Below are 19,204 nucleotides of genomic sequence, written 5' to 3'. Positions count from 1 at the left end.
CGGCGAGCCCGCCGACCCCGATCAGACGATCGACGCCACCACGGCCCTGGCCTCCTCGAGGAGGTCAGGGCCTCGGCGTCCGGCGTACTCGGCCTCGATCGTCGCCAGCACGCCCGGCGCCCGCTCGTCGGCGGCGGCCGCCGCCCGCTCCCACGAGAGCGTCGGCAGGCTGCGGTTGTAGGCGAACCCGTCGGCGAGCACGAGGAGCCGGATCGCCTCGTCCTCGGGGAGCGCGCCGGTGCGCAGGCCCCACAGGCCCAGGGCGATGAAGACCACGCCGCAGACGGGGTAGTCGCGGTAGGGGTACGCCGGGTCGAGGACGCCCCCGACCCGGCTGCGCACGGACTCGAACAGCGCGAGACCGAACTCGTCGTCGCGCGACGCGTGATGCGCGTGCGCCGCGAGCGCGGCCGCCTCGCCGAACAGCACCCAGGGCTCCAGGCCGGTGAGCTCCAGCCCGGGGAACTGGAAGTCCCGGACCCTCGCCACCGCCGACCGGTAGAACGCCAGACCCGCCTCGGCCTGGTCGCGCGCGAGGGCCAGCTCGGCCGCGCCGAGGTAGCCGATCAGCTGGCCGCCGAAGACGGAGTCGATGTCGCGCACCTCGTTGAGCAGACCGATCTCGCGCTCGGCCTCGTCCAGCTCGCCCGCCCAGATCGCGGCGAGCACCATCAGCGACCGCAGCTGGAGCGCGTCGTCGACCGCACCCAGGCGCTCGAGCACGGGCAGTGCCTCACGGGCGTGCACGAGCGCCTCGTCCACCCGGCCGAGCTGCATCGCGAGCTGACCGGCCTGGGTGTGCAGGATCGCCCGGGTCCAGGGACCGTCACGCGGGTCGACGCGGAGCAGCGCGTCCTCGACGGCCCGCATCGCGCCGGACGGATCGCCCATGTTCTCCAGGGCGAAGCCGAGCCAGAGCAGGGCGGCCATGGCGAGGTGGCGGTCGCCGCCGGCGGCGTACCCGTGGAGCCGCTCGATGAAGGCCTCGCTCTGGGTCGGCTCGAAGTCCTGCATGATCGTGACCTGGGCGGCGATCCGCGGGTCGCTGTCGCCCGGCCCGAGCTCCCGCAGCACCGCGCGCAGCTTCTCGGCCTGCGCCCCCTCGCCGATCACCGCGTTGTTCACCGTCACCGAGAGCGCGACCCGGGCGGCGTCGGCCACGTCTGCGGGCGGCGACCAGCCGCCGAGGACCTCGCACACCGCCTCGGCGAGCACGTAGATGCGGGGGTGGTCGCCCAGGATCATCCAGTAGGTGCCGAGCGTCGCCAGCACCTGGACGACGGTCGCCGCGTCACCGGTCGCGAGCGCCTCGCGCAGGACGTCGGCGAGGTTGTTCTCCTCGGCGCGGACGGCGTCGACCGCGGCGAACTGGTCCTCGCTCACCAGCGTGCGGGCGTACCGGTCGGCGTACGCCACCGCCCAGGCCCGGTGGGCGTCCCGCGCCTCGCGCTCCTCACCGGCGTCGAGCAGCCGCATCCGGCCGAACTCGCGAACGGTCTCGAGCATCCGGTAGCGGACGCCGGCGTCGCTCTCGAGAAGAGCCAGCAGGGACTGGTTGGTCAGGGTGTGCACGGAGTCCAGCGCGGCCGGTCCGAGCAGGCTCTCGGCCGCCTCGAGGGTGAACCCGTCGTGGAACGTGGAGAGCCAGCGCAGCGCGCGCCGCTCGGCGTCGTCGAGGAGGTTCCACGACCAGTCGATGACCGCCAGCAGGGTCTGGTGGCGGTCGGGTGCGCTGCGGTCGCCGCCGCGCAGGAGCGTGAACCGGTCCTCCAGCCGGCGCGCGATGTCGGCCACGGACATCGCGCGCACCTTGGCCGCCGCCAGCTCGATTGCGAGTGGGAGGCCGTCCAGCCGCTGCACGATGTCGGCGACCACGGTCTCGTCGAGCACCACGTCGGGTCGTGCGGCGACGGCGCGCTGGACGAACAGCTCCGAGGCGTCGGCGGTGCCGAGCTCACCGAGGGGGTAGACGCGCTCCGCCGCGATCGCCAGCGGCGCCCGCGTGGTGGTGAGCACCCGGAGCTCGCGCGTGGTCGCGACCAGGTAGGCGACGAGGTCGGCCACTGCCTCCACGACGTGCTCGCAGTTGTCGAGGATCAACAGGCTGGGTGCCTGGTCGAGGTGCTGGGCGATCCGCCCGCGCACGTCGGCGCGCTGCTCCGGGGTGAGCGTGCGTCGCCCGCTCACCGAGTCGCGTACGCCGAGCGCGGATCCGATCTCACCGACCACGTCGTCCGGAGCCGTGACCCCGACCAGCTCGACGAAGTGCACGACCGGCTGCACCGCGTCGCGGCCGACCACGTGCGCCAGCCGGGTCTTCCCCAGGCCACCCGCGCCCACGATCGAGACCACGCGCGACGCGACCATCGCCGCCCGCAGCCGGCGGATGTCCTCGCCGCGGCCGAGCAGCGAGGTGGCCTCGAAGTGCACGCCGTCGCGGACCGGGTTGTCGAGGCTGAGCAGCTCGTGGTGCAGCCGCTGGAGCGCCGGGCCCGGGTCGGCGCCGAGCCGGTCACGCAGGTCGGCCCGGTAGGTCTCGAAGCGCTCGAGCGCGGCGGCTGCCCCGCGCACCGCGGCCAGGCTCCGCAACAGGTCGGCCAGCACGGACTCGTCGTCGGGCTGCGCGGCGACGGCCTCCTCGAGCGCCGGCAGCGCCTCGGCGTGCGCGCCGCACCGGCTCGAGGCCTGGGCGAGCACGCGGCGCGCGGCGCCGAGGTCGCGCAGAGCGGCACGGCGTACGTCGGCGAGGGGGCCGGCCTCCGCAGGCGCGACCGCGAGCCCGTCCCCGAGCGCGAGCGCCGTCCGCGCGTGCGCTCCTGCCGAGGCCGGGTCGGAGTCGAGGGATCCGCGGGCGGCCGCGGTCTCGGCGCGGACGGCCAGCACGTCGACCTCGCCGGGCTCGAGCCCGAGCCGGTAGCCGTCGCCGGCGCGGACGATGGCCTCGGGGCCGCACAGGCTGCGCGTGCGGGAGACCAGCACCTGCAGCGCCTTGGCCGGGCTCGCGGGCGGGTCGTCGGCCCAGACCTGCTCGACCAGCCGCTCGGCTCGCGCGGCGTGGCCGTCCGCCAGCGCAGCGAGCAGTGCCTGAGGGCGGTCGCCGACGACGGGGACGCCCTGCCAGAGAACGCCGTCGAGCAGCGTCAGGACGATCGGCACCGCGTCAGTCTAGGGAGGGCCCCACCGGCGGCGCCGCTGGTTTCGATTCGGGTGGCCCGCACGTGCACCAGTACATTCGCCGGGTGACCACGACGCAGCACGCGAGCAGGAGAGCCGGGGTGAGGGCCGTGACCGACGGCGAGGACCGCGCCGACCGCCGCCGGTTCGTGGTCGCCCTGGTCGTGTCCGCGGTGCTGTTCGCCGTCGTGGGGCTGAGGTTCGGCGAGGACGTCGCGATGCAGCTGCTGAAGACGCCGACGACCGAGCTCGGCTGGCGGCTGATCGGCTGGATGGTGGCCGCTCCCCCGTGGGTCCTCGTGATGGTCAGCTGGCACGAGCGCGGGCGGCTCTCCGCCGACCAGCGCCGCCGACGGGGCCTGCTGCTGGGCGCGTGGATCGGGCTGAGCATGTTCGTGCTGCCCTCCCGCTTCGGCGGCGTCGAGCACGAGTTCGGCACCGGCGCCCTGGTCGGCGAGCCGCTCAGCGTCGGATGGGCGTGGGGTGGGCTCGCTGCGCTGATCGGCCTGGCGTTCAGCGGCGTGGTGCTGCTGGTCCTGCACCGCTCGGTCGCGTCGCCGACGCCGACGCAGCGCGATATGACCGTGCGGTTCCTCGAGCGTGCCTGGCTGGTGCTGCTGGTCGTGTCGCTCGGCTTCGCCCTGTACGGCGGCCGCACCGGCGTGTTCCACGGCGGGACCTGACCCGACTACCTCCCGGCGCGGCGGCGCGAACGCTTGCGCTCGCGCTCGATCTCGGCGCGGTAGGCGTGGAAGTCGACCTCGATGGTGTGCCGCTTCGACGCCACGAACCGCTTGCGCAGCCGCCGGTCGTACGCCGCGATCTCCCGGCGCATCTCGCCCGGCGACGGCAGCACGCCGACCCCGGTGACCAGGTCGGCCACCCAGTGGGCCTGGGCCTCGGCGAGCGGCATGATCGCGCCGAGGGGCTGGATCAGCCCGAGGAAGTAGAGCCCGGGATGGTCCGGGTCGACCACGCGGCGGTAGAGCGCCACGTGGTTGTCCTCCGCGGCGACGACGGTGGAGTCGAGGAACGGGAACCTGACCCGGTAGCCGGTGCAGTACACGACGACGTCGTACTCGCCGGACGAGCCGTCGGTGAAGAAGACCTTCGCGCCCTCGAACCGGTCGATGTTCGGCCGCACCGTGATGTCGCCGTGGCCGAGCCGGTTGAGCAGGTCCTGGCTGACCGTCGGGTGGGCGTGCAGCACGGAGTGGTCCGGCTCCGGCAGCCCGTAGTCGGTGACCCTGCCCTGGGTGACGCGCAGCAGCGCGCCCATCACGGTCTGCTGCACCCACAGCGGGGCGCGCGCGATCGGGGAGTCGGTGAGCCGGTCGGTGGGCACGCCGAGCAGGTACTTCGGCACGATGTGCGCGCCACGCCGCATCGCCAGGTCGGTCGAGGCCGCCACCCGCGAGGACTCCACGGCGATGTCGCAGGCCGAGTTGCCGATGCCGAGCACGAGCACGCGCTTGCCGATCAACGGCTCGGGCGTGCGGTAGTGGTGGGCGTGCAGCTGCAGCCCCGGGAACGAGTCCGCCCCCGGGAAGCCGGGCTCGGGCCAGCGCGGGTCCCAGTGGTGGCCGTTGGCGACGATCACCTGCTGGTAGCGCCGCGTCTCCGGCTCCCCACCGACCGGGCGGACCGTCACGTCGTACCCGCTCGGGGTGGTTGAGCCTGCCGAAACCACCGGCGCCACCTTCACCACCTCGGTGCGGAACCGGATCCGGTCGCGGAAGCCGAAGTGGTCGACGAAGTCGTCGAAGTAGGCCGCGATCTGGCGGTGGTTGGGGTAGTCGGGGAGGTCGGCGGGCATCGGGTAGGCGGCGTACTCCATCAGCTGCCGCGAGGTGTTGATGTGCAGCGACTCGTACGCCGAGGACAGCTGGTTGTCGTTGTCGTAGCGCCAGTTCCCGCCGACCTCGCTGCCGAGCTCGAAGCAGTCGAAGTCCACGCCGCGGGCGTGCAGCACCTGCGCGGCGGTGATCCCGGACGAGCCGGCACCCACGATGCAGACCCGCCCGACGGGCACTCCGGATGCGTGATCGGTCATGGCCGCTCAAGGTACTCCTGGTCGAGGTCACACGGACGGGTCATGGACATCGGCCTCGGGACCGCCGACAATCGTGAGCGGGGAGGGGACCTTCTCGGCCGAGGTGTGGTCGACGCGAGAAAGGCCCTGTGCATGCATGGCAGGCAGTCCGCCGAACAGCAGCGAATCGAGAAGCTGGCCCGGGTGAACCGGTTCCAGGACTTCACCGACGACGAGATCCACGAGGTGGTCGAGCACGCGCGGTACCTCACGGTGCCCGAGCACTGGGCTCTGATGGTCGAGCAGCAGCCGGCCGACAAGGCCTACCTGATCCTCTCCGGCGAGGTCTCGGTGCGCCGCCACGGCGAGGAGGTCGCCCGCCTGGGTGCCGGCGAGGTGATCGGCGAGATGGCGCTGGTCAACCACAAGCTGCGCTCGGCGACCGTCGTCGCCGACACCCCGCTCGAGGTGCTGCACTTCACCACCGACACCGTGGCCGCCCTGACTGCGAAGATCCCGCACTTCCGCGACGCCCTCATCGGCGCCGTCGAGGAGCGGATCGCGCGCGACCAGGGCAGCTGAGGCCCGGGCCGGGCCCCACCATGCGCCGCCCCGACGGCTGGACCATGAGTCCGGAGCTCTCCGCGCCGGCTGATCTCGGGGGCCTGCGCTTCACCGATCCCGACATCGAGCGCGACTACCACGGGTGGCGCACCGAGCACGTCCGGCCGTTCACCCGCTTCGCCATGTACGCCGGCGCCGGCGCGGCCGTGCTGGCCTGGTTCGCGGTGCTCCTCGGTGCGCTCGTGGACCTGCGCGGGCTCGCGCTGGGGCTGATCCCGCTGATCGCGCTCCTGCTCGCCGGCGGCGCGGCATGGACGCACGCGACCGGTCGCGACCGGCTGCTGCTGCCCGCCGCCGGGCTGGCCAACCTGGTCGGCGGCTTCCTGGCCGTGGCGATGACCGCCCCGACCCACAGCCCCGCGGTGGTGGGCGCCTGCGCCACGATGGCGGCGTACTTCGGCCTCACCATGTTCCGCCTCCCTCCCGTGCTCGCGTTCGCCTGCGTCGCGCCGTACCTGCTGCTGGCCGCGGGCACGACCGTCGCCTGGCACCGGGAGGGCACGATCGGCGACCAGGACCTGGTGCTCGGGCTGTTCATCCCGCTCACCGCCCTGGTCACGGGCATGGTCGTGAACCTCGCGATCGAGTGGATCACCCGCCAGACCTACCTCGACCACCTGGTCATCGAGACCCAGCAGGAGGCGCTGTTCGAGGAGCGCACCAGCCTCGCGCGGTACCTCTCTCCCGGCATCGCGGAGACCGTCCACCGGGGTGCGCACGACGTGCAGTGCGAGATCTACAGCCTGACCGCGGTGAGCATCGACCTGCGTGGGTTCACCACCTACACGCAGCGGCACGGCGCGGAACGGATGGTCGAGGTCCTCAAGGACTACTACGCCGCCGTGATCGCGGCGGCCGAGGAGTACGGCGCCACCGTCAAGGACTTCGCCGGCGACGGCGCCCTCGTGCTGGTCGGCGCGCCGTTCCCGCGGGCCGACCACACGCGCGCCGGACTCCGGCTGGCGCGCGACATGCTCGTCCGGGTCCGCGAGGTGACCGCCCGCTGGGCCACCCCGGACACCCCGCTCGGCGCCGGCATCGGGATCGCCTCCGGTGAGTGCGCGGTCGGTGCGATCGGCACGCTGGACCAGCTCGAGTACGCCGCTGTCGGCACCGCGGTGAACCTCTCCCACCGGCTCTGCGACATCGCCAAGGACGGCCAGATCCTGATGGCCGCCGGCACCGCGCGGGCACTCGAGGAGTCACCCGGGTGGCGCCGCGAGATCGTCACTCTGTCCGGCGTACCGGAATCGGTCGAGGTCACGATCGAGGACACCCTGCAGCCGCACGAGATGGTGCCGGCCGACCGTCCCACCCACCGCGCGAGCCACGCACCGGGTTTCGAGGCGGTTGCTGCGCAACCGCACCTCAACCAGCAGCGGCCGCCTTCCGACGGTTGAGGTGCGAGCTCTTCGGCAGGCCCAGGAACCACGCCGGCGCGCCTCGAAACCACCTCCGGTGAGCAGGAGAAGTCGTCCCTCGCGCGCGGTCCCTCTGGACGGCCGCGCGCGAGGGACGGCGCTCTCAGAGGCCCCGCAGCCGCAGCACGACACCGCCGTGGTCCGACGGCCAGAGGCCGGTCGACGGGTCACGGTCGGTGAGCTTGGTGCCGGTCACCCAGCCCTTGTCGACGGGCAGCCCACCGCCGGTGGCCTTGCGGGCGAAGACCATGTCGATCCGGTGGTTGAACCCGGCCGCGGTCGTGTCGTTGACCAGCTCGGAGAGGCCGGAGGTCCAGCCCTGGGCGGCCGGCTTCCAGCGCAGCCACTCGTCAGTGAAGCCGCCGGGGCCGGTGATGTAGTCGTAGGGCGCGCTGTGCGGCTGGGTGTCCGGCGGGTTGAGGTAGGTCTTGATCGTGTGGTTGAGCGGGTCGGAGTTGCAGTCGCAGACGAAGACGTTCGTCCGGGTCGACGACGGCGCGTTCGCGATCAGCTCCTGTGCCTGCGCCAGCGCGAGGTCCGAGCGCTCTGACTCCAGGTGCGTGTTGATGAACCGGAACCGCTTGCTGCCGTGCCGGACGTCGACCCACTGGTAGCCGCGGTTGAAGCTGAACGTCTTGCCGACCGACGCCAGCGGGACCGCCAGGTTGTGCGTGTAGAGCGCGTCGTGGGTGTCGAGCACCTTCACGTCGTTCTTGGCACGCTTGAGGATCACGTCGCGCATGGTGAGCCGCACGTCGCGGGCGTCGCTGCTCATCGTGCCGAGTCGCGGGTCGCCGGTGAAGCTGGGCGCCTCCACGTCGGCGCGGGTGCCCACCACGACGGCCTTGTAGTGCAGGCCCTTCTTGCGCAGCGCCTTGAGCAGGATGTCGAGGTAGTCGTAGTCGACGACCGTGGCGTTCGGCACGGCGATCAGGCTCGGGTCGGTGTCGAGCGGGCCGTGCCGCCACAGCGCGACCTCCTGCAGCCCGACCAGGTCGGGGCGGGTCTTCTTGAACTCCTTGGCGAGCAGCCGGGCGCGGACGGTGAAGTTGGTCTGGTCGACGATCGCCCGGGTCTGGTGGGAGGCGTTGGCCAGCGCCACGAAGACGTCCTGGGCGCTGCCGCCGGCGCCCTGCGCGGTCAGTGCCGCGACGATCGGCCGGTTGATGTCCGCACCCAGGTACAGGTTGCGGGTCATCACGGTCAACGGCTTGCCCGGCTTCTGGTGTGCCCGGCTGCTGGCGGAGGCGGTCGGCGCGAGGCCGAGCGCGGCGACGAGAGCCGCCAGCACGACAGCCACGAGGGCCGAGGCAGAACGAGATCGCATGGAGTTCCCTCCCGGAACGACGATGAGGCCTTCATCCTCACCCGGCCCCGGGAACCTGTCCATGGCCGCGGGTCACAGCGGCCGTTCGAAGACGAAGTCGTCCTCCCAGTGGTCGCCGACCCAGAACCGCTTGGTCCCGATCCGCTCGAAGCCGGACTTCAGGTAGAACCGCTGGGCCCGCACGTTCGCCTGGTTCGTCCCGAGCCAGATGCCCGCGGCACCGACCTCGCGCGCCGCGACAAGGGCGGCGTCGAGCAGCGCGCGCGCCACGCCGCCGCCGTGGGCGTCGGGCAGCACGTAGATCTTGCTGAGCTCGGTGGTCGGGCGGTGGCGTACGACGGCACGGGCGTTCTCGTCGTACGGCTCGCCGTGCACGAGCATCGCGTAGCCGACGGCCCGCGTGCCGGACGCGGCGCCCTCCTCGGCGTCCTCCTCGGCGACCAGCACGGCCCGGCCGGTGTCCTCGACGTACTCGACGAACCGCTCCGCGGTGAGGTTCTCCGCGACGAACGCCGCCACCGACTCCGGCGGCATGCCCGGCGGGCAGGCGAGCACGAAGGTCGCGGCCGCCACCTCGGCGAGCGCAGCGGCGTCCGCAGCGGTCGCCGGCCGGACACGGCAACGGCTCGCGGGACCGGCAGGGCTGACGCTCATGGCGTCAAGCCTGCCCGATCCCGCGAGCCGTTCGTGCCAGCGGGTGGTGCTCAGACCTCGGTCTCGAGGGCGGCGGCCACGCGGCGGTGGGCCTCCCAGATCTCCTCGGGCATGTTCGGGAACTGCTTCAGGTGCTCCTCGCGGTGGCCCATCTCCTGCTGCCAGCGGGGCACGTTGATGGAGAGGATCGTCTGCAGGTCCTCGGGCGCGATGTCCATGCCCTCGAGGTTCAGCTCGTCCTCGGTCGGGATGATGCCGACCGCGGTCTCGCGGCCCTTGACCTCGCCGTTCTTGAGCTGGAGCAGCCAGAGCAGCGGGCGCAGGTTCTCGCGGTAGCCCGGCCACAGGAAGTGGCCGTCCTCCGGGTCGCGCTGGAACCAGTTGACGTGGGCGAAGATCGGCTGCTCCTTCGCGGCGCCGACGATCTTCAGGTAGTGCGCGGCGTAGTCGCCCTCGCCGTAGGCCATGAACGGCCGGTTCGACATCGGGTCGTAGCGCAGCTGCCCGTCGACGCCCTCGGCGGCGAACGTCGCCTCGGCGCCCAGCGTGAGGCCGTCGTACACGCCCTCGGCGAGGTCGGTGATCGCGCGGATCAGCGGTTCGCGGTCACGGGTGCGGCCACCGAAGATGATCGCGTCGATCGGCACGCCCTGCGGCTCGTTGTAGTCCTTCGCGATGTTCGGGACGTTGTCGAGCGTGGTCGTGAACCGGCTGTTCGGGTGCGCCCAGGGAGCGTCCTTCTCGCCCTCGGCGCGGTCCGCGATCGGGTTGCCCTTCCAGTCCAGCCACCCGGTGACGTCGGCCGGCGGCTCGGGCGTGCGGCCCTCCCACCAGACCTCGTGGGTGTCGGGGTTGTAGGCGATGTTCGTGAAGATCACGCCGGTGCCCTCGTCGACCGACGCGAGCGCGGTCGGGTTGGTCTTCTCGTTGGTGTCCTTCGCGACCCCGAAGACGCCGTACTCCGGGTTCATCCCGTAGAGCTTGCCGTCCTTCTCGTCGACCCAGAGCCACGCGATGTCGTCGCCGTAGAAGGAGACGTGGTAGCGGTCGCCGAGGGCGTCGGGAGCCAGCATCATCGCGAGGTTGGTCTTGCCCGAGGCGCTCGGGAAGCCACCGCAGATGTGGTAGTCCTTGCCGGTCTCCTTGTCGTGGATCCCGATCAGCATGTACTGCTCGCCGAGGAACTTGTTCGACGCCCAGCCGTCGTACGCCGCCTGGCGCAGGCCGTGCGCGATCTTGCCGAGCAGCGCGTTGCCGCCGTACGACGAGCCGAAGTGCAGGATCGTGCGCTCGTCGGCCACGGTCACGAAGTAGCGCTTGTCGTCGGGCGTGCCCTGGCCCAGGTGCTCCAGGTCGCCGGTCACGTGGACCGCGCGGACGAACATGTTCGGGTCGTCGAGGTTCTCCAGGTAGTCCACGCCCACGCGGGACATCCGGATCATGTGCAGCACGACGGTGCGCGAGTCGGTGAGCTCGACGCCGGTCGCCCACGGGGCGAGCGGGGAGCCCGGAGGCGCCATCAGGTAGGGGATGACGTACATGGTCTTGCCGGCCGAGGCGCCGCGCATGCGCTCCTCGAGGAGCGGCTTCATCTCCGAGGCGGGGCGCCAGTTGTTGTAGACACCCTTGTCCTTGGGGTCGTTCGTGGCCACGATCGTGCGCTCCTCGGAGCGCGCGGTGTCCTTGTGGTAGCTGCGCGAGTAGTACCGGCCCTCGCCCGCGGGGAGCAGCTCGCCGGCGTCCAGCGCCTCCTTGATGAGGCGGGCGTCGTCGGCCGCGTCCACGACCTCGACGCGCTCGGCGCCGGTCAGGTCGGCCCAGTACGCGACGTACTCGCGCACGTGCGGGTTGGTCACACCCGCGTCATCCAGGGCCTTCTCCACGTCTGCCATCGTCTTCGTGTCCTCTCGGATCCTGGGGACTGTTGAGCTGTGGATCGTCGCGCCGTTGCAGCCGATCGAGGGGCGCCGGATCACGTTCACAGGGAGGGGGCGCGATCAGGACGCGCTTGAATCTACCTGTACCTTCCTGCCCCACCTATTGGATCGATCAACCACGGACGGGGCACAGGGCCCTAGTGCCCGATTTCGTGGGTCCTCAGGCCTCGCGCTACGATGCTCACCGCTCTCCGGCACCACGAGGGCGTGCGCTCGTAGCTCAACGGATAGAGCATCTGACTACGGATCAGAAGGTTGGGGGTTCGAATCCCTCCGAGCGCGCAGGGTGATCTCTCGCGAGATCCCGGACAGGCCGGACCCAGGACGTGGGTCCGGCTCTCTGCTTTTCCGACGGCTATGAGCCGCGGCCCTCACCGCCGCCGGCGCGACCCGGCCTCGCCGACGGCCTGGTTCAGCGCCAGGAATCCCGTGACGACGGCTGCCACCGGGGGAGCCACCAGGGCCACGATCGGGATGCGGGTGGGGTCGGAGCCGGTCACCATCTCGGGTGCCAGCACCGTCGCGACGGCCGTGGCACCCCAGACCAGGGCGACGGCCCAGAGCCAGGCGCGCGCGTCGTGCACCGGCGCCATCGAGGCGTAGCCGGAGCCGACGGCGGCCCAGAGCCACACGGTGATCGCGGCGATCGGCAGGTGCTCGTGCTGCGACCCGCTGACCATGTCAGGTGCGCCGATCGCGATGACCGCGCTGGCGGCCCAGATGATCGCCACGGCCACGAGACGACCGGGGACCGAGGTGCCGACGCGAGTCCGGACCGGCTGAGTTGCGGTCTGCGTCATGCCACGAGCGTCTCGCCGGAGGCCGCCGGCCACCAGCGGCGAAGGACCCACCGGGCGGGGCCCATGGCCACTCGAGCCACACCGCCCATGCGCGGTCACTCCGGGGCGGTGAGCTTCTCCTCGGGCAGCCGGGCGAGGACGGTGTCGAGGTAGTCGCGCGCGGTCTCGAAGATGTCGATCTCGCGCCCGGCGCGCTCGGAGAGCAGCCACCGGTGCTCGAGGAGCTGGTGGAACACCTCGGCCGGCTCGAGCCGGCCACGCAGCTCGGGCGGCACCATCTCGGCGATCGGGTCGTAGATCTCGTAGCGCCAGCGACGGCCGGCGGCGGCGCGGTCGGTGATCCCGTGGTGGGCGGCGTACGACGCCAGGTCGGTGAGCAGCCGGCGGGCCTGGTTGTCCTCGACCTCCAGGCCGGTGAGCTCGGCGAGCTCGCGCGCATGATGCCCTGCCTCGACCACGCGCGGCCGGATCGAGACCGTGCCGCCCGTCGGGTCGGTGTCCATGGCGAGCTCCGCGACGTCGAACCCGAGGTCGCCGAGGCGCTCGACCCGCTGCTCGATCCGCCACACCTCGTCGGTGCTGAACTGCTCCTCGGCGGTCAGCTCGTGCCAGAGCGAGCCGTAGCGGTCCCGGATCCGCTCGATCACGGCGAAGGGGTCGACCTCGTCGGCCAGCGACGGCTCGGCCTCCTGGAGGTCGAGCAGCTCGGCGAAGACGTTCTCGCAGCCGACCTCGACGTCGTACTCGCGCATCCGCGGCGACAGCTCGGGGTGGATCTCGCCGGTCTCCGCGTCGACCAGGTACGCCGCGAACTCACCGGCGCTGCGCCGGAACAGCACGTTGGACAAGGACACGTCACCCCAGTAGAAGCCGGCCAGGTGCAGGCGCACCAGCAGCACCACCAGCGCGTCGACGAGCAGCGGCACGCCACCGGCCGGCAGCCCGTTGGCGAACACCGCGCGGTAGGGAAGCGCGAACGCGAGGTGGCGGGTGACCAGCGCCGCACCGAGATCGGCCGGGCGCTCCGAGACCACCGCGACCGGCACGACCGCAGGCAGGTTGCGTCGTCCGAGGTCGCGGAGCAGGCGGTACTCCCGCTTGGCGATGTCCTCCTGCGTCTCCTTGACCGCGTAGAACACGCCGTCGAGGTGGATCACCCGCACCACGTGACGGGAGAGCCCCCGCGGCACCGGCACGACGTGCTCGCTCCACCGCTCGAGCGGGGTGCCCCACGGAAGCGTGAGCAGCCCGGGGTTCGGGGTGCTGGCGAGGACGCGCACGCCTCAGGCTAGCGACGAGAGCGACCTGCCCGCCCCATCAATTTGCTTCTGGTTGCAGAATAGTTGTGTGAACACAAGCAATCAGCCGGCCGACCTCACGCCACGCCGACGGCTGCTGATCCTGGCGATCTGCTGCCTGAGCCTGCTCCTGGTCGGCATGGACGTCACGATCGTCAACGTCGCGCTGCCCGCGATCCGCACCGACCTGCACGCGTCGGTCTCCGGCCTGCAGTGGATCATCGACGCCTACACGGTCGTGCTCGCCAGCCTGCTGATCCTCTCCGGCTCGACCGCCGACCGGCTCGGGCGCCGGCGCACCTTCCAGCTCGGGCTCGTGCTGTTCAGCGTCGGCTCGCTGCTGTGCGGCGTCGCGCCCGGCCTGGGCTGGCTGGTCGCGTTCCGGATGCTGCAGGCGGTCGGCGGGTCGATGCTCAACCCGGTCGCGATGTCGATCATCACCAACGTCTTTCTCGACCCGCGCGAGCGCGCCCGCGCGATCGGCGTGTGGGCCGGCGTCGTCGGGATCAGCCTCGGTCTGGGTCCCGTGCTCGGCGGCGTCCTGGTCGAGGGCATCGGGTGGCGCTCGATCTTCTGGGTCAACGTGCCGATCGGGATCGCGGCCTTCGTGCTCGCCGCCCTGTTCGTGCCGGAGTCCAAGGCAGAGCGCGCCCGGAGGATCGACCCGCTGGGGCAGGTCCTCGTCATCGTGGTCCTGCTGTCCCTGACCTACGCGATCATCGAGGCCCCGCGCGCCGGCGGCTCCGGCGAGATCTGGGCGATCGGTGCCCTGTGCGTGGTGGCGTTCGTGGCGTTCCTGGTCCACGAGTCCCGCCGTACCGACCCGCTCATCGAGCTCACCTTCTTCCGCAGCGTCCCGTTCTCCGGGGCGACCCTGATGGCGATCTCCGCCTTCGGCGCCTTCAGCGCGTTCCTGTTCCTCAACACGCTCTACCTCCAGGACGTGCGCGGCCTGAGCGCGCTGCACGCAGGGCTGTTCCTGCTGCCGATGGCGGCGATGACCGTGCTGCTGGCGCCCCTGTCCGGACGCCTGGTCGGCAACCGTGGTCCGCGCCTGCCCCTGTTGATCGCGGGAGCCGCGCTGCTGGTCGGGGCCCTGCCCCTCACCGCGCTGACCGACCACGTCGGCTACGGCTGGTTGCTCGGCTGCAACCTGGTGTTCGGCGCGGGGTTCGGCATGGTCAACGCGCCGATCACCAACACGGCGGTGTCCGGCATGCCCCGCAGCCAGGCCGGCGTGGCCGCCGCAGTGGCGAGCACCAGCCGGCAGGTGGGCGCCACCCTGGGCGTCGCGATCGTCGGCGCCGTCGTGAGCCATGGCGCAGGCGCGGGGATCCGCACGCAGTTCTCCGCGGCGACCCACCCCGGCTGGTGGATCGTCGTCGGGTACGCCGCCGCGGTGCTCCTGCTCGCCTGGCTCTCGACCGGCCGGTGGGCCGCCCGCTCGGCCGGCACGGTCGCCCACCTCCTCGACGAGCAGGCGCCCCGGCCCGATGAGAGTGCGATGGTGACCCGATGAGCGACCGACCGGACCCCGCGACCAGCGCCTGGCAGTCGATGCGCACGCTGGTGCTCGACCTGCACGACCGCCGGGGCGCGGTTTCCGAGGCGATCGGGATGAGCTACCTGCGGGCCAAGGCGCTGCGGATGCTGCTGCCCGGCCCGTTGCCGATGCGCGACCTGTGCGCGGCGCTGGTCACCGACCCCCCGTACATCACCGTGATCGTGGACGACCTGGAGAGCCGTGGCCTGGTCGAGCGCGAGGTCAACCCGGCCGACCGGCGCTCCAAGCTCGTGCGCGTCACCGGCGCCGGCCGCGCCGTCGCACGCACGGCCGACGAGATCCAGTCCACCCCGCCCGAGGCGCTGCTCTCCCTGACCGACGCCGAGGTGCGGAGCCTCGACCGGATCCTGCGGAGGCTGGTCGAGACCTCAGGCGCGGAACGGCAGCCGCGGTGAGATCACGAAGAACAGCTGGAAGGCCGCGAGCGCGACGATGCTGGCCACAGGGCTGACCAGGACCAGCAGGACCGCGAGCGCGTAGGCCGACTGGGCCAGCACCAGGCGCCGTCGCACCAGGGTCAGTCCGTCGTGGCCGTCGGCACCGACCAGCCTGCGACCGGCGTGCACCAGCATCCAGGCGATGCACGCGCCGAGCGCCACGAGGTTGAGCCAGTAGAGGACGACCGCCAGCCACAGGTGCGTGTGGTCGGCGAGCACGGACGCCGTGAACGGCAAGGTCGTGACGAAGAAGAGGAAGACCAGCACCGCCCACGCCAGCGTGCGGTCCGACCGCTCGCAGAGCGCGAGCACCGTGTGCAGCGCGAGCCAGAAGGTGCCCAGCATCGTGAAGCTGAGCACGTACGCCGCCACGCTCGGCCCCAGCCCGGTCAGCTGCGACCACAGCTCGTGGCTGTCCGACGCGTGCGTGTCGGGCAGCCGGACGTCCAGCACCAGCAGGGTCATCGCGACCGCGAAGACACCGTCGGCCAGGGCCTGGACGCGGTCGACGCTGCGGCCCGAGTACTCGTTGTAGAGCGCGCTCACCGGCTCAGGATGGCACCTCGTCGTCGTCGCCGTGGCTGGTGACGATGTCGTGCGAGGCCGCCCAGGCGCCGATGTCACGCTTCTCGATCGCCGCGGCCATCAGGTCGGGGAACACGTCGGGCGTGCACGCGAACGCAGGAACACCGATGCCGGCCAGGGCCGCCGCGTGCGTCGCGTCGTACGACGGCGCCCCGGAGTCGCTGAGCGCCAGCAGCGCGATCATCGTGGCGCCCGAGTCCACGATCTCGCGCGACCGGCGCAGCATCTCCTCGGCGATCCCGCCCTCGTACAGGTCGCTGATCAGGACGAGCACCGTGTCCGCGGGTTGGCGGATCAGCCCCTGGCAGTAGGCGAGCGCGCGGTTGATGTCGGTGCCACCGCCGAGCTGGACGCCGAAGAGCACGTCGACCGGGTCCTCGATCTCGTCGGTGAGGTCGACGATCTCGGTGTCGAACGCGACCAGGCTGGTGGCCACCGACCGGACCGACGCCAGCACTGCTCCGAAGACGCTGGAGTACACCACCGACTCCGCCATCGAGCCGGACTGGTCGATGCACAGGATCACGTGGCGCTCGACGCGGGTCGAGCGACGGGCGAACCCGATCAGCCGCTCCGGTACGACGGTCCGGTGCTCGGGCAGGTAGTGCTTCAGGTTCGCCGCGATCGTGCGCCGCCAGTCGATGTCGGCGTGCCGCGGACGGCGGGTGCGGGCGGCCCGGTTGAGCGCCCCGGTCACGGCCTGCACCGTCTCGGCCCGCAGCCGCTCCTCGAGCTCGTCGGTGACCTTGCGCACGACGGCCCGCGCGGTCGCCCGGCTCCGCTCCGGGATCACCCGGCCCAGGCCGATCAGCGTGGAGACCAGGCCGATGTCGGGCTGCACCGCCTCCATGAGCTCGGGCTCCATCAGCAGCTGGTGGAGGCCGAGCCGGTCCATCGCGTCGGCCTGGAGGACCCGGACGACCGACGACGGGAAGTACCCCCGGATGTCACCCAGCCAGCGAGCCACCCGCGGCGCCGACGCGTTGAGCCCACCCCGGCGCGCCCCGTCACCGTAGAGCGCGCCGAGGGCCTGGTCGCGCCGCTCGTCGTCGGCGGTCAGGGCGATCCCCGCCCCGAGACCCTCGGCCGCGTCGCGGCCCAGGATCAGCCGCCACCGGGTGAGCCGGTCACGCTCCTCGGTCATGACGCGTCCACCCGGGCGAGGCCGAGGATCTCGGCGACCGTGAGGGCAGCGGGCAGGCCTCGGTCGAGGTCGAGGTCGGTGGGCGCGGGTCCGTGCTCCGCGTCGGGCCGCCGGAGCCGGACCCCGATCTGGCGGCGTGCGGCCGCGTCGAAGCGGGAGAACGTGCGCCGGAGCAGCGGAAGGAGGTCCTCGAACGTCGACTCCTCCGCCCCGGCGACCCATGTGTCGACCAGACCCAGCAGGGCAGGGTCGTGCAGCAGCAGCAGCGGATCGCCCTCGAGGAAGCCGTCCAGCCAGGCGGCGCCCGCCACCGCGTCGGCGCCGAGGGAGAGCCGCCGGCTCATCCGGCGGGCGACGTCGTCGGACCCGAGGGCCCCACGGTCCAGGAGCAGACGGTTCGCGCGGCCGGCGACCAGGCCGTGGATGCGGTCGTCGGCGGAGACGGCGAGCACGGCGGCTCGCCACGGGTCGGTGACGGAGGCCAGCTCCACGAGCGCGACGCCGCGGTCCGCCGCGTCGACCGCACGGCGCATCGCGGCCGCTGCGTCGTCGTCGAGCGACGCGCACGCGGCCCGGAGCCCGACCGCGGCGCGGGTCACCACGATGTGGAGCACGCCGGCGACCTTGCGCGTGTCGGCCCCGCGGACGTCGCCGTACCGCTGGGTGCGCGCGAGCGGCTCGATGGCCTCGAGCAGGGCCAGCACGTCGTGCTGGTGGGCGGTGCGCTCGGCCAGCGTGTCGACCACCGCTGCCAGCCCCCGGGGAAGATCGGCGGTGAGGCACTCACCGACCATGCGGCCCAGCGTGGCGAGGTCGGGGGCCGAGCCGGCGTCCTCGACGAGCTTGGCCTCCGCGGCCTCGTGGACGGTGGTGCCGTAGAGACCCGCCTCGATGAGACCGACGGCCAGCTCCGGCTCCCAGCGCAGGTCCCAGGCCTCCTTGAACGTGCCGGTGGAGCGGCCGGCGTCCGTCGGCCGGCCCCACGGGACACCGAGCAGCCGGAGCCGGTGGAGCAGGACGGACCGCTCCCGCTGGGCCTCCTTGCGCAGGTCGAGCGTGATCGAGCTGGTCGACGCCGTCGGCTTGACGCGCAGCGAGCGCTGCAGCCGGGCGAGGTCCTGGGCCAGCGGCGTGAGCGGCACGGTGTCGGGCACGCGACCGAGGTCCTCGCCGATGACGAGGCGCTCGTCGATCAGTCGCAGCGGCAGGTCGGAGCCGCCGCACAGGACGGTCTGCGTGGCGTCGGACAGCTCGCTGAGCCCCACCGACGGGCGCGCGCGTACGGCGGCCAGGGCCTCGGCCATCCGGGTCGCCTCGACGACCCCGGCCGGTGACGCGTCGAGGCCCTCGTCGCGCAGCGCCCGCGCCACCCTGCTGAGCCACCCGGTGACCACCTCGTCGTGCTGCTGCCAGGACACGAACAGGTGCTGGTACCAGCCCGGCGAGCGCACCCCGGCGCCGTACCCGCTGGCCAGGGCGAGCCGGTTCGCCGTCCACGGGGCCCAGGTCACGGCGACCTTCGTGCGCGGCAGCCCGGCCAGCCGCTTGGTGTCCTGGGTGGCCGGTGGCCAGGCGTCCGGATGGAGCGCCGGCGCGTGGTAGGCGCCGCAGACCACGGCGACCCGCGCGGGGCCCTCCTTCACCACGGCGCGCAGCACCCGGCGCATCGCGGCCTCGCGCACGAGGTTCTCGTCGTCCTCGTCGTCGCTCGCCGCCCTCACCTCCGCCATCGCCTCGCGGATCGCGGCGAACGACTCGAGGCTCGAGCCGCTGCGGTGCTCGACGGCGTCCTCCCACCAGCGCTCGGCGTCGTCGTACCCGGCCGCCTGGGCCAGCGCCCCGATCGGATCGGTACGCCGGCCGACCTCAGCCCGCTCGTCACCGGCCAGCACGTGCGCCGCCGGCAGGTCCGCGAACCGGACGGGCACGCCCCGCGCCGCCGCCCATCGCAGTGCCACCCACTCGGGCGAGAACACCGCCAGCGGGTAGAAGACCGCGCGCCGGGGAGTCTCGGCGGCGTACGCGAGAGCGGCGACCGGTGGCACCAGGTTGGCGTCGGCCGCGCTCGCGACCAGGGCGTCGAGCTCGGGAGCGCCCTCGATCACGAGCACCTCGGGCTCCAGCTCGTCCAGGGCGCCCAGCAGCGAGCGGGCAGACCCGGGCCCGTGGTGCCGGATGCCGAGGACCTCGACGCGCGTCGTCGTCAC

At 72.5% G+C, this 19,204-nt stretch carries 15 protein-coding genes and 1 tRNA gene; 6 read left to right on the top strand and 10 right to left on the bottom strand.

Translation table 11 applies throughout. The features are described 5' to 3' along the window. Nucleotides 1–21: 21 nt before the first annotated feature. On the bottom strand, nucleotides 22–3,156 hold the full coding sequence (locus tag EFL26_RS19465) for an ATP-binding protein (protein WP_123224525.1): 3,135 nt from the start codon (nucleotides 3,154–3,156) through the stop codon (nucleotides 22–24). 83 nt (nucleotides 3,157–3,239) lie between these two features. Here EFL26_RS19465 and EFL26_RS19460 point away from each other — a divergent pair, with 83 nt between their 5' ends. Continuing rightward, nucleotides 3,240–3,857 (top strand): hypothetical protein, encoded by a 618-nt coding sequence (locus EFL26_RS19460; protein ID WP_148046778.1) that lies wholly within the window; start codon nucleotides 3,240–3,242, stop codon nucleotides 3,855–3,857. A 5-nt stretch (nucleotides 3,858–3,862) separates the two neighbouring features. Here the strand turns inward: EFL26_RS19460 and EFL26_RS19455 are convergent, their stop codons facing one another. Continuing rightward, nucleotides 3,863–5,227, bottom strand: a complete 1,365-nt coding sequence (locus tag EFL26_RS19455; RefSeq protein WP_123224523.1) for a flavin-containing monooxygenase — start codon at nucleotides 5,225–5,227, stop codon at nucleotides 3,863–3,865. A 132-nt stretch (nucleotides 5,228–5,359) separates the two neighbouring features. Between EFL26_RS19455 and EFL26_RS19450 the strand changes: the two genes are divergently transcribed. Both EFL26_RS19450 and EFL26_RS19445 read left to right on the top strand, forming a co-directional pair. Continuing rightward, nucleotides 5,360–5,788 carry a Crp/Fnr family transcriptional regulator gene (locus tag EFL26_RS19450; RefSeq protein ID WP_183408269.1) on the top strand — a complete coding sequence of 143 codons (429 nt, stop codon included), beginning with the start codon at nucleotides 5,360–5,362 and terminating at the stop codon, nucleotides 5,786–5,788. 44 nt (nucleotides 5,789–5,832) lie between these two features. Continuing rightward, a complete protein-coding gene (locus tag EFL26_RS19445; RefSeq protein WP_183408268.1) occupies nucleotides 5,833–7,230 on the top strand; it encodes an adenylate/guanylate cyclase domain-containing protein in 1,398 nt (465 codons plus the stop codon). Nucleotides 7,231–7,354: 124 nt separating this feature from the next. On the opposite strand, the gene EFL26_RS19440 is transcribed toward EFL26_RS19445, so the two are convergent. From EFL26_RS19440 to EFL26_RS19430, 3 genes are all read right to left on the bottom strand, one after another. Continuing rightward, on the bottom strand, nucleotides 7,355–8,578 hold the full coding sequence (locus tag EFL26_RS19440; protein ID WP_148046777.1) for an exonuclease/endonuclease/phosphatase family protein: 1,224 nt from the start codon (nucleotides 8,576–8,578) through the stop codon (nucleotides 7,355–7,357). 72 nt (nucleotides 8,579–8,650) lie between these two features. Further along, nucleotides 8,651–9,232, bottom strand: a complete 582-nt coding sequence (locus EFL26_RS19435) for a GNAT family N-acetyltransferase (RefSeq protein ID WP_123224519.1) — start codon at nucleotides 9,230–9,232, stop codon at nucleotides 8,651–8,653. Between the two features lie 50 nt (nucleotides 9,233–9,282). After that, complete coding sequence (locus EFL26_RS19430; protein ID WP_123224602.1) at nucleotides 9,283–11,124, bottom strand: phosphoenolpyruvate carboxykinase (GTP); 1,842 nt, start codon at nucleotides 11,122–11,124, stop codon at nucleotides 9,283–9,285. 254 nt (nucleotides 11,125–11,378) lie between these two features. Between EFL26_RS19430 and EFL26_RS19425 the strand changes: the two genes are divergently transcribed. Continuing rightward, nucleotides 11,379–11,451, top strand: a tRNA-Arg gene (locus EFL26_RS19425). Between the two features lie 89 nt (nucleotides 11,452–11,540). On the opposite strand, the gene EFL26_RS19420 is transcribed toward EFL26_RS19425, so the two are convergent. Together EFL26_RS19420 and EFL26_RS19415 are read right to left on the bottom strand one after the other, a co-directional pair. Further along, complete coding sequence (locus EFL26_RS19420) at nucleotides 11,541–11,969, bottom strand: hypothetical protein (protein WP_123224518.1); 429 nt, start codon at nucleotides 11,967–11,969, stop codon at nucleotides 11,541–11,543. Nucleotides 11,970–12,064: 95 nt separating this feature from the next. After that, nucleotides 12,065–13,249, bottom strand: coding sequence for a DUF4032 domain-containing protein (locus tag EFL26_RS19415; RefSeq protein ID WP_123224517.1), 1,185 nt, complete (start codon nucleotides 13,247–13,249; stop codon nucleotides 12,065–12,067). Between the two features lie 67 nt (nucleotides 13,250–13,316). Here EFL26_RS19415 and EFL26_RS19410 point away from each other — a divergent pair, with 67 nt between their 5' ends. Together EFL26_RS19410 and EFL26_RS19405 are read left to right on the top strand one after the other, a co-directional pair. Continuing rightward, nucleotides 13,317–14,786, top strand: coding sequence for an MFS transporter (locus tag EFL26_RS19410; protein WP_246000281.1), 1,470 nt, complete (start codon nucleotides 13,317–13,319; stop codon nucleotides 14,784–14,786). After that, nucleotides 14,783–15,226, top strand: coding sequence for a MarR family winged helix-turn-helix transcriptional regulator (locus EFL26_RS19405; RefSeq protein ID WP_123224516.1), 444 nt, complete (start codon nucleotides 14,783–14,785; stop codon nucleotides 15,224–15,226). The genes EFL26_RS19410 and EFL26_RS19405 overlap by 4 nt, the downstream gene beginning before the upstream one ends. Here the strand turns inward: EFL26_RS19405 and EFL26_RS19400 are convergent. The 3 genes from EFL26_RS19400 to EFL26_RS19390 are packed head-to-tail and all read right to left on the bottom strand — an operon-like array spanning nucleotide 15,200 to nucleotide 19,204. Further along, on the bottom strand, nucleotides 15,200–15,814 hold the full coding sequence (locus EFL26_RS19400; protein ID WP_123224515.1) for a TMEM175 family protein: 615 nt from the start codon (nucleotides 15,812–15,814) through the stop codon (nucleotides 15,200–15,202). The genes EFL26_RS19405 and EFL26_RS19400 overlap by 27 nt on opposite strands. Nucleotides 15,815–15,818: 4 nt before the next feature. Continuing rightward, a complete protein-coding gene (locus tag EFL26_RS19395) occupies nucleotides 15,819–16,997 on the bottom strand; it encodes a vWA domain-containing protein (protein WP_123224514.1) in 1,179 nt (392 codons plus the stop codon). After that, nucleotides 16,994–19,204 (bottom strand): DUF5682 family protein, encoded by a 2,211-nt coding sequence (locus EFL26_RS19390; RefSeq protein ID WP_123224513.1) that lies wholly within the window; start codon nucleotides 19,202–19,204, stop codon nucleotides 16,994–16,996. Before EFL26_RS19390 ends, EFL26_RS19395 begins: the two co-directional genes overlap by 4 nt.

The organism is Nocardioides pocheonensis, assembly GCF_003725535.1.
In the GTDB taxonomy this organism is placed as follows: Bacteria; Actinomycetota; Actinomycetes; order Propionibacteriales; family Nocardioidaceae; genus Marmoricola; species Marmoricola pocheonensis.
The sequence above is the reverse complement of the archived record's forward strand: the minus strand, read 5'-3'. Positions and strand labels throughout refer to the sequence as shown.

What these genes read in the sequence shown, in the direction of transcription:
- EFL26_RS19395 (WP_123224514.1), bottom strand. Translation starts at nt 16,997, where the DNA reads ATGACCGAGGAGCGTGACCGGCTCACCCGGTGGCGGCTGATCCTGGGC.
- EFL26_RS19435 (WP_123224519.1), bottom strand. Translation starts at nt 9,232, where the DNA reads ATGAGCGTCAGCCCTGCCGGTCCCGCGAGCCGTTGCCGTGTCCGGCCG.
- EFL26_RS19405 (WP_123224516.1), top strand. Translation starts at nt 14,783, where the DNA reads ATGAGCGACCGACCGGACCCCGCGACCAGCGCCTGGCAGTCGATGCGC.
- EFL26_RS19430 (WP_123224602.1), bottom strand. Translation starts at nt 11,124, where the DNA reads ATGGCAGACGTGGAGAAGGCCCTGGATGACGCGGGTGTGACCAACCCG.
- EFL26_RS19420 (WP_123224518.1), bottom strand. Translation starts at nt 11,969, where the DNA reads ATGACGCAGACCGCAACTCAGCCGGTCCGGACTCGCGTCGGCACCTCG.
- EFL26_RS19450 (WP_183408269.1), top strand. Translation starts at nt 5,360, where the DNA reads ATGCATGGCAGGCAGTCCGCCGAACAGCAGCGAATCGAGAAGCTGGCC.
- EFL26_RS19445 (WP_183408268.1), top strand. Translation starts at nt 5,833, where the DNA reads ATGAGTCCGGAGCTCTCCGCGCCGGCTGATCTCGGGGGCCTGCGCTTC.
- EFL26_RS19440 (WP_148046777.1), bottom strand. Translation starts at nt 8,578, where the DNA reads ATGCGATCTCGTTCTGCCTCGGCCCTCGTGGCTGTCGTGCTGGCGGCT.
- EFL26_RS19455 (WP_123224523.1), bottom strand. Translation starts at nt 5,227, where the DNA reads ATGACCGATCACGCATCCGGAGTGCCCGTCGGGCGGGTCTGCATCGTG.